This window comes from Planococcus halocryophilus (assembly GCF_001687585.2).
Taxonomy (GTDB): Bacteria; Bacillota; Bacilli; order Bacillales_A; family Planococcaceae; genus Planococcus; species Planococcus halocryophilus.
Genome location: NZ_CP016537.2, coordinates 2,620,710 through 2,633,075, shown reverse-complemented (window position 1 = coordinate 2,633,075; position 12,366 = coordinate 2,620,710). Strand labels below are relative to the sequence as shown.

The following is a 12,366-nucleotide window of genomic DNA, read 5'->3' as shown; positions in this document are numbered from 1 at the left end:
ATTGACAGTTGAATCTACTTTACAGAAACTCAATGAACTCAAGCTCTACTCGATGGAGAAGATGTATATGGATCAGATGAGCGATCCTGCTTTCAAAGACCTGTCTTTTGACGATCGTCTATCGTTGATGATCGACGGAGAATGGCTAAGACGACAGAATTCTCGACTCCATCGGCTGATGACAAATGCGCAGTTCAAAATGAGCCAGGCCTGCGTGGAAGATTTACTCTATTACGATGATAGAAAGCTTGATAAAGCATTTATCACAAAACTATCGACTTGTAACTTTGTGGGTGAAAACCAGAATGTCATCATTAAAGGCGCCTCTGGTAATGGAAAATCGTATCTTGCCTGCGCCTTAGGCGTCAGCGCATGTCGTAACAATTATAGCGTCCGGTATGTGCGACTTCCCGAATTATTGGATGAGTTGGCTGTAGCTAGGTTAAACGGTACCTTTCAGAAGACGATGAAAGTCTACCGGAAAATCAAACTGTTGATCTTGGACGAATGGCTTCTCGTATCTTTAGATGAAATGCAAGCCCGCGACCTCTTGGAGATCGTCGAAAGCCGTCATATGACGAGTTCCACCATCTTCTGTTCGCAATTCGATACCGCTGGCTGGTATGAACAGATCGGAGAGTCCACTCTAGCAGATGCGATTATCGATCGAATTATTCATAGTTCGCATAATATTTTAGTCGATGGTAAGATTTCGATGCGTGAACGATTAGGTCTCCATTCCTGACCAGTGAAAGACCGTCAATCTGGCGGTCTTTCACTGGTCAGGAATGGACTGGTACTGCGATGGCAGAGGTGGTACTAAAATCTGTCCGGAGTGGTATTATTTTTTGTCCGAAACGGTACTCTGTCATGTCTTTATACAAGAAGAGCAAATGATCAACGCTACATCACCGGTGGCTCCATATCCTCCACATGCAGATCTTCTTCCGCGTTCTGCGCATAAGTCAGGCAATACATACAATAGGCTGTGTTGTTCTTCTCGAACGGCTCCGGCAGCAAGCTTTTCAACAGTTCTCGGTCTAAAAAAGCCGGAGCTGGAAGTGACTCGTCCCAATACAACGGAAACGAACTATACGGATACATCTCCAATCGCTCCACCATCGGCTTTTTGGTTTGAATCGGGTTGCGGTGGATATAACTACTGACCGTGAGAAGGCCAAGACGCGAATCGACTTCTTTCGCGAAATAGCGCTTTTGGTATATTCGTCCAATGTGGCGATAACGCTTGGCATAGGACATGGAATACCGGCGATTGACCAGACCCATGATTTTATGAAGAGGATCATGCTCGGCTTTGATCAAAATGTGATAATGGTTGGTCATAAAACAATAAGCCAAAATTTTAAACGGGTAATCTACATAAATATGTTGAAATGTCCGCTTGAGCTCAAACATATCTTCTTTTGTTTTAAAAATCGGTTGCCGGTTATTGCCACGCATGATGACATGGTAATAAGAATGAGGGTTGAACGCTCGTTTTCGCGTCATTCTGCTCTACCTCATCAGCGAACGATGCGTTTGAGACGCACTGATTTTCCAGCCCAATGCTTCGTCAATGGCGGCATCTGTTACGTGGTCTTCGTCTGCGACATCGGAAATGGTTCGCGCCAATCGAAGAATTTTCATCGTGGCACGGCTGCTTAGCTTTTCCTGGAAACTGACCGTTTCGATTCGTGCTAGTTGTGCCGGTGAAAAAGTCGTTTTGTCTTCAAACAACTTAATCGGTACGATGGCATTCGTGTAGTTAGCGCCGTAACGAACGCGTTGCCGAGTGCGTGAAACTGTTGTTAGCATGCGCAGTTCATCAGACGTAACAGCGGTCGATTGAGCCAACACGCCTTGGTTTTTCATCTCAAGCACAAAATCCACGCGGTCAAGTATGGGGCCGGTGATTTTTTGCATATACTTTAAGCGAGCTTTATCTCCGCACGTACAATATTTTTCATGGGATCCGTAATAACCGCACGGACACGGATTGGTCGCGGCGATCAAGTTGATGGCTGCAGGAAATTGATCGGATCCTTCAACGCGATTCACCACGGCAAATCCACTTTCAAGAGGCTGACGTAACGTATCAATTACGCGCCTTGGAAAATGACCCAACTCATCTAAAAATAGGACTCCCCGGTGCGCCAGCGACATTTCGCCGGGCTTCGGGAAACGACCGCCGCCGATAATCGCACCTTCAGAAGATGAATGATGCGGACTGCGAAATGGTGGACGCTCCGACAGCGAACGAGCTTGCTTGGCCAGCTGATAAATGCTATAAACTTCTAACATTTCATCATGCGCCAAATCGGGCAAAATCGTATGAAAGGCATTAGCGAGTAAGCTTTTTCCACAACCCGGTGGACCGCTCATCAACACATGATGACCACCAGCTGCCGCAAGCAATAGCGCGCGCTTCGCTTCCTCGTGACCTCGAATGGCGGAAAAACACACATGAGGAACTTTTTCAGTGTCTTCGTAGAACGTTTCTGGTGTTAACAGTGTGAGGTCTTCATCAAACAGGGAAGTCTTTCCGGCTAAGTGGGAAAGTAAAGAGGGCATGTCCGGCATACGAATCAATTCAACATCCGCAGCTTGTGCAAAAAGGGAGATTTCAATGGGTGGGATGTAAATGCGTTTAAAGCCGAGTAAAATGGCTTGATGGATTGTTGGGATCATACTGTGAAACGTCGTCAGTTCACCGTTCAACGTTAGCGCAGCAATAAAGCAAGTCTTATCGGGGATGTCCAACGGTTTTTTCGCCATCGCCTGCAACACTGCCAAAAGCATCGCCGCGTCATACGAAGTACCTTGCTTTTTCACATCGGCAGGGGATAAGTGAATGGTAATTTTCTTCATGTCGATATCTTTTTTTAATGCGTGTAAGCAATTTAAAATCCGTTCGCGCGACTCCTTGATCGACACGTCGGGTAAGCCAATAATAATGCATTGTTCTTTGTCTTCACGAACCGTTGCTTCAACACGAATCACCTGACCGGTCAATCCGCTCATGCCGACACTGTAAATATAATTGCTTATGAGAATCCCTCTTTTCTTTGGAATAGTTGCGTACCGTTTCAGTATAGGGGAAAGTGAGAAGGTTGTCTAAATAATCTGAAATCAAAAAAGAACTCCAGAAGAGTTCATTCGCTCATCCAGTAAATATGCTATTCTGAAATTATCATAGAAGAAATTAAAACGCGCCCCTGTGTCAAAGACGATTCAGTGTATTCACAACAATTGAATGCGATAAAAGCCTTGCCCAGGAACCGCAACGGTTTCGGGCCTTGGCCTCTGTATAATTATCGAAATATTCAAATAGTAGTAAGTTTCGGATACACAGGGAACATCTGGGAACTGCTGGAAACCATCAACTGTACCGGCATTTTCCATCTAATTGCGCCATTCCTACATCACCGGCGGCTCGATATTCTCCACGTTCTTTTCTACTCCGCATTCTGCGCATACTTCACGCTATTTATCACTTTAAGATTCATCTCTTATTGCTTTTAAAGTTTCAATTCTGTAATGTGAATGATGGTGATGATATTGAAAAAGTTGTTAATTGTTCTAGTGGTAGTGATGATTTGTGCTGCTGTTTATATTTTAAAGGATACTAGTAAAAATGATCAGCATTCTGCTTTACTAGATGAAAATTCCTTTCTTTTGATTGCTCATCGGGGTGCAAGTGCAATTGCGCCTGAGCATACTTTGGCATCCTATCAAATGGCGATAGATATGGACGAAGATTTTATTGAAATTGATTTACAGATGACAAAAGATGGTGTTCTGGTTGCCTTCCATGACGATATTGTTGATCGCACGACCGATGGCAGTGGAAAAGTAGCGGAAATGGACTTGGCGGACATTAAAAAACTGGATGCAGGTTCCTGGTTTAATGCCGAAAAACCGGACAGAGCGAAAGATGAGTACGTAGGCATTCAAGTTCCGACCCTCGAGGAAATCTTTACAGCTTTCGGTGACAGTACCAATTATTACATTGAAACCAAGCAGCCGGATAAAAGTGAAGGAATGGAAGAGGACTTGCTGGAATTGCTCTATCAATATGGATTGTTGGAAGAGTCTCTCCCGAAAGGTCATGTAATTATCCAGTCGTTTAGCGCAGACAGTTTGAAAACGATTCATGAATTGGACGACGATATACCACTCATACAATTGACAGACAACTTGGAGCAAGAAATCCCTTCCCCTGAGACTTTCAAGTTATATAGGGAATATGCCGTCGGTATTGGAGTCAGTCATAAGAATGCGGACGACGCATATATTGCTGCTGCAAGAAGAGCAGGCTTATTGGTCCACCTTTTTACTGTCGACAGACTGGCAGAAGGAGAGAAGCTGAAATCCTGGGGAGCAAACGGTATCTTCACGAATGATATTGAAGCTGTTAGCAGTTTAAAATGATGAATTCTGTGATAAAAAATCTCTTCCCTGTTTCAGAGATAATTTAAAATCGTGCCTCAAAAACTGCGCCCCTGTGAGCGGAACAATTCAATTTATACAAAGAAACTCCATTCCCGAGAACTAGGGGAATGGAGTTTTGTTGTTTGTGTACGATTTCCTTGGGAAACAAAAACAACCCATACACAACATTTATATTGCTGTAATCAGCCCTTAATAAAATCTAGCTAAACTTAACGCTGGACGATATTGAAGGGAGTGCTTCAAATGAACCGAAGAAAAAAGGTAATAATAGTAATGATGGTTTTACTGATGATTCCAGCTGCATATGTATATGCCGTATCAAGTGTAAATACACAGGATGGAGGTATTGGAAACTCAGCACATTATTTAAATCAAAATCAATCGATCGAAATTGATACAAAAGTTGACAAGATCATTTATCCGTTACTTGCGACTCCTGCCATCAAAGAGAAAGGTACAAGTTTAACCGTTCAAGTGGACACGAAAGGCAAAGAGCCTAAAGACTGGGATGTGAAAATCAATCAAACGGAAAATTCGGGTGTGGAAGGTGAGTTCACGTTGCCAGTGAAAAGTGTAGAAAAAGGCTCATACCATTGGAAAAACAGTTCTTCTATCTACGACGTGACCGTTTCTATTCCAGGGGACATTCCAGAAAATTTATATGATCTGGAAATCTCATATACAGCAAACAATATGCATGTGAAAGATGAGGAGCCTAACTCGGTAAAGGTGGTAAATGAGTTTAAAGAAGACTTTACCTTTATCCATTTAACAGATATTCATGTTGGTTCACCGAGAAACATTTCTGATCCGGCCGACGTAACGGAAGCGGGAATGTGGAACCCAGACGAGTCTAAACGCTGGCTGTATTTGCAAAAAACGATCAAACAAGTCAATTTGTTAAAGCCTGACTTTGTTGTAATGACAGGGGATTTAATGTTTGGCCAAATGAATCCGCAAGAATACATTTACGAGTATGAAGAAACCTATCGAATGTTAAAGAAATTTAATGTGCCCGTCTATATCGTGCCCGGAAATCATGATTTATACGCACAAGATGCGACACTCGCGGATGGGGCTAAATACTGGGAACAATATTTTGGACCGCAATACTTTTCATTTGATTACGGTTCTTATGCGCACATGATTGGGTACAACTCTTTTGATTGGCATAAATTCGACCGCCAAGGGCACGGGAGCCTTTCAGTTCCGACATGGGGTGGCCAAATTCGAGACAAACAAATGGACTGGATCCAACAAGATTTAGAAAAAAACGGACAAACCGCTTCGGGCAACCAAGTAAGAGGGTTATTTTCTCATCACAACCCGATTTGGCGTGATAAGGACATCTGGCCATCTAGCGATCCCGAGGTCAGTGAATACTGGAACGAATACGACGCACAACACAATCCGCAAAATCTTTCTACCTTGATAAAAGGTGAGAAACTTGGCATCCAGTATGACCAGCAATGGCACGGGGAAGGCGCATATGAATTGATCGACATCATGAAACAAAACAAAGTGAACATTGCGCTGCATGGCCATACCCACATTGACAACATTACAGAACAAGACGGGATTTTATACTCAACGACAGCATCGATTGAACTGTCAGCGACGCCTTGGGTAGGTTACCGCGTATTCCAAAAAGAGCTAGGCAGTGAGGATTTTAATTCCTATATATACGAAGGTACCGACAGCTCGATGCCGGTCTATCAAGAAGGCAATACAGCAGCAGGTGTGGTTTCATTTGAAAACAAATTTTCCCTGCCTAACGATGGAACACAAGTCACACAAACCGCAACCGTAACAAATCGTCTAAATAAAGAAGTTACGATTCATCTCCCGTTTTATATGAAGCCTGGGTCATACACAGCGACTAATGGCCAGATCATCGAAAACAATGTATATGGAACAAAACAGCTGATTGAAATGGAAGTTACGGTTCCGGCTAATAGTTCGAAGGACGTGAGTTTGACAAGGTAGTTTTTTGAGATCGCGCTCTTCGGAAATAAACAACGCTTAAATTAAATGACAAAGAAACTCCATTCCCGTGAACGAAAGGTTCTAGGGGGAATGGAGTTTTTCTTTTTATGCAGGAAGTGGAATTGTCATGAATTGTGCGGTTCTCTGAGAGCAGGAAAGCAAAAAATATACACAGAAAAACGCCATCCCCAATAATTTCGTGGGGGATGGCGTTTGTTAGTTTGGTAAATAACAAGAGGATGCCATATAAGACAAGCCGTTCCACAGCTTCTGCGTTTGTCGTTACACGGCTGTTTCGGATTTTTTCAACTGACTCCCAAGCAACTGCGCCAATTCCAACATCCCATATTTACCTGCAACCGCTTCAGCATCTGCATTGTAATTCGTATTGGTATTAACATCGTATGTGAAAATATCTCTATCGCTATTACGGATAAATTCAATTCCCGCTACAGCGATATCGTTGTCGCGAAGGAAGTTTTCGTATTTTTCGATGATCGGATCATTGAACCCTTCCACGATTTGAAACTTCGGTTTTTCTGCCACTTGTTCGCCCACAGGACAAAACAGATCATCAATGCGGCAAGCATCGGCTGGGCATAATTCAAATCCTTCTGAAGTATCCACTTGTACCGCGTAGACAAACTTTCCACCGACAAATTCACAGCGCGTGATAAACGGCTCGGGGGCTTGGATGTATTCTTGGATTAGCGTGATGCCGTCAATAGATGGCTCAAAATCCTCACTGTCTAGATATTCCTTTAGTGCATCAATAGAGTGGAACAAGCGAACCCCGAGTCCTTTGCCAGCGCGGTTATGTTTGGTGATAAACGACGGTACGTCTAATTTTTCAGCAGCCTCGATAATTTGCGCGCGGCCATTTGCGGCAATTGTTTTTGGTGTTTGGATACCAGCTGCGTTTAGCGCCATGGATTGGTTGACTTTGCTGACTTCTAGGCGAAGCGCACGCGTGCCGTTAAAGACGGTTCTGCCGTGGTGCTCAAGCCAGGCGAGCAGAGAATCAGCCATTTCCGGTGCAAAACGATGACCTCTCGTATGAGATGAGGCGCTCATGCGGCTGTAAAAGACGCCTTCAGGAGGGACGTCGTTTAAATCCACTAATCCTTCATTGATAAACCAATCTTCGTACGGTAATTCCAATTCGTCTAATCGTTTGAATAAGTGCGTCGTCCATTCTTCGTTTTCGTGTATCACATAAATTTTTTCAGTCATAAGTATCCTCCTTAGTTGGTAAGCGTTTGGAGCGCTTGGCGTTTTTCTTCAACGAGTGGCATGACTTGTTTTGAAAAGCGTTCCATTTCTTCTAGTTGCGGTGAGAATTGCAGCAACAGTAAATCCAGTCCAGCTTGTTCGTAAGCTAAGATCCGCTCAGCGATTTGTTCGGGTGTGCCGATCAAGTTCGGACGAAGGCCACGGTTGGAGACAGAATAATCTTCTAGTTTTACTTGTTGTTCAAGTTGGGATTTGCTGACGAAATCGTCATAGCCGACATAGCCACTTGAGTCTTTCATATCGACAATGCGGGCATATTCTGCGGCTACTTCTTCTTCCGTATCGCGGCACACGACATAAGCGGCCATGCCAAATGACTGTAGCGGGGATTTCCCAGCAAGTTGTCGCAAGTTTTTCATGTCTTCGATTTTTGCTGCGATTTCTTCTACTGTGCCGCCATGCATGACGTAGGCGTCGCAAGCGTCAACAATTGATTTTTTACCACGCGGGCTTTCGCCTCCAGCATATAAAATTGGGTTCGGACGCTGCACGGGTTTTGGTGCCAAACGCGCATTTTGGACATCATAGTATGTTCCTTTAAATGAAAACACTTCTTCTGTCCACATGCCTTTAACGACTTGCAAAAACTCATCTGTCCGGTCATAACGTTCGTCATGCTCGGTAAATTCCCCGCCGTATTGACGAGCTTCTTCTGCCCACCACGCCGATACCACATTTAACGTAAAGCGACCATTGGAAATTCGGTCAATATTCGCCGCCATTTTCGCTGTGACCGCTGGGTTATGAAAAGCGGGACGTATGGCTGTCATGATTTCGATTTTCTCTGTCACAGCAGCAAGTCCAGCGGCTGTTGACCAAGCTTCTAACGAATCGGCTTCCATTCCTTTTATATCATTCAAATTCAGTTCAGCGATCAAGGTTGTGTCGTAGCCCCATTTTTCGGCCGATTGCACGACTTTTTTTGCATAGTCAAACGTGGTTGGCATCTGTTCATCTTCTACATTGCGTAGCCATCCGCCGAAAATCGGCAGCCAAAATCCATATTTCATCTATCATTCATCCCTTTCACTAGAAAATTAGACTGTTGCAAAATTCACTCAATTAGCGAATAGAACTATTATACAATAAAACCTTCAATTCTTACCAGTAAACTTGGTTTTAATTTAATTTTCCACAAAATCTCCTCTATATGGAGTGGATGTCGAGCGATTACACCGCAAAATCACAAAAAATTAAACTTTTTTTAAAAAACGTGGAGCCCTTACGTACATAAGACTTTGACAGCTAAAGAAGCCCATTAAAAACTGGAGAAAATTTGGAAAGAGGAAAAATGTATGTTAATCTTGCTACTTACTCTTTTGTTTAACGGTCTTTAGTGTAGATCGTTAAACAATACCGAACGTTGCGAAACACTGGTGGGGAAATGCTTAGATTTAAAGGGAAGACCACAAGTACGGTTTTAAAATCTATGCAAGGTTATGCGCTCATCACATTTTTAAAATTAGTACACATATTTTCACCAGGTCTATTTGGTCCATTACGTTAAATAGAAAATCGTAGCAGCGTATCTAATTTCGGTAGATTGATGACAATCTTTAATTGGAAACATGCTTAGAATCGACGTTTTTCCGTCTTTAAAAAAGAGGAGAAATTTTTTATTTAAAATAGGAGATGATAGTTAGTGGAGAAAAAACGAATCGTAGTGAAAATCGGTAGTAGCTCGTTGACGGATTTGAATGGGAAATTGTCAATTAGCAAACTCCGTGGACATGTAGAAGCATTGGCACGCTTGAAACAACAAGGCCATGAAGTGGTGTTGATTTCGTCAGGCGCAGTCGCTGCAGGATTTAAAAGTATTGGATATTTATCACGTCCAGACAAAGTGGTTGATAAGCAATCCGCTGCAGCTGTTGGCCAAGGGTTATTGTTACAAGCTTACGCAGATGAATGCAAAAAGCACAGCATCGTCGCTGCTCAATTGCTATTGACGAAAGATCTATACAAAAACGCCAATGCCACGATATCCAATTTGTTGGAGCGTGACGTCTTGCCAATCATCAATGAAAATGATTCGGTCGCTATGAAAGAATTGACGTTTGGAGACAATGACATGTTATCCGCTTTAGTCAGCAAGCTCATAGACGCAGACTTTTTAATGATTTTGACAGATATTAATGGCATCTACCAAGACAACCCAATGAAAAATCCACATGCTGAAAAATATACATTCCTCACAGAAGTTCATCAAGAGATGGAAAATGCAGCAACCTCAGAAGGCGCTTCAGGCGTTGGAACTGGCGGGATGAAATCGAAAGTAGAAGCTGCAAAAACTGCAGCAGATGCAGACATCCAAGTGTTTATCGGATCTGGAGAAGGCAGTGAAAAACTGGTTGATATTTTTGAAGGAAAAGGCGACGGCACATATATTGGGCCATTAGTCGAACCGAAAGTATTAGTAACTTTATAAATCGAAAGGGGACACAGAATGACTGAACTTTTAAAAGAAGAACGCATGACAGAAACCGAATTGATCACGAAAGCACAAAAAGCAAAAGAGGCCGCTTTCCACCTAGCGAAAGCTACGACAGCCGAAAAAAATGAGGCGTTGGAAGCCATTTCAGCGCATTTACTAGAAGAACAAGTTTTTATATTGGATGAAAACGCGAAAGATGTAGCGGCCGGACGCCAAGCAGGGATGAACGAGTCGTTAGTGGATCGCTTAACGCTAGATGCAGCCCGTTTGAAAGACATGGCAGATGCGCTGATCCAATTAACCCAATTAAATGACCCCATCGGAGAAACCCTCGAAAAATGGGAGCAGCCCAATGGACTGTCGATGACAAAAATCCGTGTACCGATCGGTGTCGTCGGAATGATCTATGAGGCGCGTCCTAACGTAACCGTTGATGCCTCAAGCCTGTGCCTAAAAACAGGAAACGCAATTGTCTTGCGTGGTAGTTCAACTGCCATAAACTCAAACAAAGCAATCGTTCAAACAATTCGCCGCGCATTGGAAAAAACCAAACTACCGGTAGAAGCAGTTCAATTGCTAGAAGACACACGCAGAGAAACAGCGTCTCAAATGTTTAAACTCAATGATTATTTGGATGTCTTGATTCCACGTGGTGGCGCAAAACTCATCCAAACAGTCGTTCAAAATGCGACAGTACCTGTACTCGAAACTGGAGCGGGCAATTGCCATCTGTATATTGATGGAACAGCAGATGTAGAAATGGCGATAGATATTGCGATTAATGCTAAAACGCAACGTCCTTCAGTCTGCAATTCTTGCGAAAGCATTCTGGTTCATAAAGAATGGGCAGCAGAGCACCTTGCTGAACTGGTAACTGCTTTAGAAGAACACGATGTGAAAATCCACGGAGATGCGACAGTGCAACAACTGTCTTCAACGATTTCACCAGCGACAGATGAAGATTGGGCAAAAGAATATTTAGGATTTGAAGTGGCCATTAAAGTGGTGGAAACAGTCGATGAGGCTGTAACACACATCAATCGCTACGGCACAAAACACTCTGAAGCCATCATTTCAGGGGATGCACCGAGTGTCGAACAATTCTTCAATGAAGTCGATGCCGCAGCTGTATACCACAACGCGTCAACACGTTTTACCGATGGCTACGAATTCGGCTTTGGTGCCGAAATTGGCATCAGTACGCAAAAACTTCACGCGCGCGGTCCAATGGGATTGCCAGCACTGACGTCAACGAAATACATTGTTAGAGGTAATGGACAAACGAAATAATTCTGTCATCCCTCTAGTTTAAAAAGGGCTATCCCGAAAAGTCGTATCTACGGACTTTCGAGGATAGGCCTTTTTTTGTTTTGGTTCAAAATAATTATTTTAAGGCTATAGTACTGGATATAAAAGACTGGTAAACTAAATTAGCTAACAATATATGGATTTTTTGTTGTGGAGTTAGCAACGAAAAATAGGAGGAATAGACGATGAAGAAAATCGGATTTGCTATCATGTCTTTAATGCTAGTCGCTAGTTTTACCGTCAGCGCAGCACCTATGCCAACTGATGCAGCAGCAGTAAAAGTAAAAACCTATGAAAACTGTACAGCCATCAACAAAGTCTACAAAGGCGGTATTGCTCGCACTTCAAAAGTGAAAAACAAAGGCGGCAAAACAAAACACAAGCCGTTTGTGTCGAAAGCTTTGTATGATGCGAATAAAAAGAGTGATCGCGATAAAGATTTGATTGCTTGTGAGAAGTAGGGGTTCAAGGCAACTTCTTGAGTGAAACGATTTAATCTCACTTATTATATTAAATTCAAACTGCACTTCGGTTGTTAACCATAACCGAGGTGCAGTTTTTTTGGTTGAGTAAGAAATCTCGGTAAAAGAAGAAAAAGTTCATGTAAAGAAGCAAAAAATTCATGTAAGAAGTGCAAACACCCGGGTTAAAAAGAAGAAACTTCATGTAAGCATCACGAACACCCGCGTTAAAGCCACAATCCCCCAAAACCACCAATTCAAATTTTCTGTTGCTGTTTACAAAAATTTGATGTAAAATTACCAGTAATAATTTGGAAACGCTTACAATTGTGAACTTACTCAGCCAGAAGCAATCGCTCATCAAAAAAAATAAGCGATTTCGCCCTTTTGTGCAATCGTTTGCACAAAAGTTAGAAAGAGATGTCTCACTCA

General features: G+C 42.9%; 10 protein-coding genes. 6 read left to right on the top strand and 4 right to left on the bottom strand.

The genetic code is table 11. The features are described from left to right. The first annotated feature begins 1 nt into the window (after nucleotide 1). A complete protein-coding gene (istB, locus tag BBI08_RS13120; RefSeq protein WP_008496984.1) occupies nucleotides 2-745 on the top strand; it encodes an IS21-like element helper ATPase IstB in 744 nt (247 codons plus the stop codon). A 158-nt stretch (nucleotides 746-903) separates the two neighbouring features. On the opposite strand, the gene BBI08_RS13115 is transcribed toward istB, so the two are convergent. Together BBI08_RS13115 and BBI08_RS13110 are read right to left on the bottom strand one after the other, a co-directional pair. Then, nucleotides 904-1,509, bottom strand: a complete 606-nt coding sequence (locus BBI08_RS13115; RefSeq protein ID WP_008496985.1) for a transposase — start codon at nucleotides 1,507-1,509, stop codon at nucleotides 904-906. 6 nt (nucleotides 1,510-1,515) lie between these two features. Then, nucleotides 1,516-3,036 carry a YifB family Mg chelatase-like AAA ATPase gene (locus BBI08_RS13110; RefSeq protein ID WP_257785808.1) on the bottom strand — a complete coding sequence of 507 codons (1,521 nt, stop codon included), beginning with the start codon at nucleotides 3,034-3,036 and terminating at the stop codon, nucleotides 1,516-1,518. Nucleotides 3,037-3,543: 507 nt separating this feature from the next. Between BBI08_RS13110 and BBI08_RS13105 the strand changes: the two genes are divergently transcribed. After that, the gene (locus tag BBI08_RS13105) at nucleotides 3,544-4,431 is read left to right on the top strand and encodes a glycerophosphodiester phosphodiesterase (protein WP_237146543.1); all 888 of its coding nucleotides are present in this window, start codon (nucleotides 3,544-3,546) and stop codon (nucleotides 4,429-4,431) included. A gap of 264 nt (nucleotides 4,432-4,695) precedes the next feature. Continuing rightward, a complete protein-coding gene (locus BBI08_RS13100) occupies nucleotides 4,696-6,438 on the top strand; it encodes a metallophosphoesterase family protein (protein WP_071349080.1) in 1,743 nt (580 codons plus the stop codon). Nucleotides 6,439-6,720: 282 nt separating this feature from the next. Here BBI08_RS13100 and BBI08_RS13095 read toward each other — a convergent pair whose 3' ends face one another. Beyond that, entirely contained in the window at nucleotides 6,721-7,671 is a 951-nt protein-coding gene (locus BBI08_RS13095; protein ID WP_008496991.1) for an ATP-grasp domain-containing protein, read from the bottom strand. Between the two features lie 11 nt (nucleotides 7,672-7,682). Beyond that, nucleotides 7,683-8,741: an LLM class flavin-dependent oxidoreductase gene (locus BBI08_RS13090; RefSeq protein WP_008496993.1), complete on the bottom strand. Its 1,059-nt coding sequence runs from the start codon at nucleotides 8,739-8,741 to the stop codon at nucleotides 7,683-7,685. Between the two features lie 632 nt (nucleotides 8,742-9,373). On the opposite strand from BBI08_RS13090, the gene proB reads away from it, so the two are divergent. The 3 genes from proB (at nucleotide 9,374) to BBI08_RS13075 (ending at nucleotide 11,934) form a co-directional block, all read left to right on the top strand. After that, nucleotides 9,374-10,159 (top strand): glutamate 5-kinase, encoded by a 786-nt coding sequence (gene proB / locus BBI08_RS13085; protein WP_008496994.1) that lies wholly within the window; start codon nucleotides 9,374-9,376, stop codon nucleotides 10,157-10,159. Between the two features lie 18 nt (nucleotides 10,160-10,177). Further along, entirely contained in the window at nucleotides 10,178-11,455 is a 1,278-nt protein-coding gene (locus BBI08_RS13080) for a glutamate-5-semialdehyde dehydrogenase (RefSeq protein ID WP_065528192.1), read from the top strand. A 203-nt stretch (nucleotides 11,456-11,658) separates the two neighbouring features. Next, nucleotides 11,659-11,934: an excalibur calcium-binding domain-containing protein gene (locus BBI08_RS13075; RefSeq protein ID WP_065528191.1), complete on the top strand. Its 276-nt coding sequence runs from the start codon at nucleotides 11,659-11,661 to the stop codon at nucleotides 11,932-11,934. Nucleotides 11,935-12,366: the final 432 nt, after the last annotated feature.

What these genes read in the sequence shown, in the direction of transcription:
- BBI08_RS13105 (WP_237146543.1), top strand. Translation starts at nt 3,544, where the DNA reads ATGATGGTGATGATATTGAAAAAGTTGTTAATTGTTCTAGTGGTAGTG.
- BBI08_RS13115 (WP_008496985.1), bottom strand. Translation starts at nt 1,509, where the DNA reads ATGACGCGAAAACGAGCGTTCAACCCTCATTCTTATTACCATGTCATC.
- BBI08_RS13075 (WP_065528191.1), top strand. Translation starts at nt 11,659, where the DNA reads ATGAAGAAAATCGGATTTGCTATCATGTCTTTAATGCTAGTCGCTAGT.
- BBI08_RS13080 (WP_065528192.1), top strand. Translation starts at nt 10,178, where the DNA reads ATGACTGAACTTTTAAAAGAAGAACGCATGACAGAAACCGAATTGATC.
- BBI08_RS13095 (WP_008496991.1), bottom strand. Translation starts at nt 7,671, where the DNA reads ATGACTGAAAAAATTTATGTGATACACGAAAACGAAGAATGGACGACG.
- BBI08_RS13090 (WP_008496993.1), bottom strand. Translation starts at nt 8,741, where the DNA reads ATGAAATATGGATTTTGGCTGCCGATTTTCGGCGGATGGCTACGCAAT.
- BBI08_RS13100 (WP_071349080.1), top strand. Translation starts at nt 4,696, where the DNA reads ATGAACCGAAGAAAAAAGGTAATAATAGTAATGATGGTTTTACTGATG.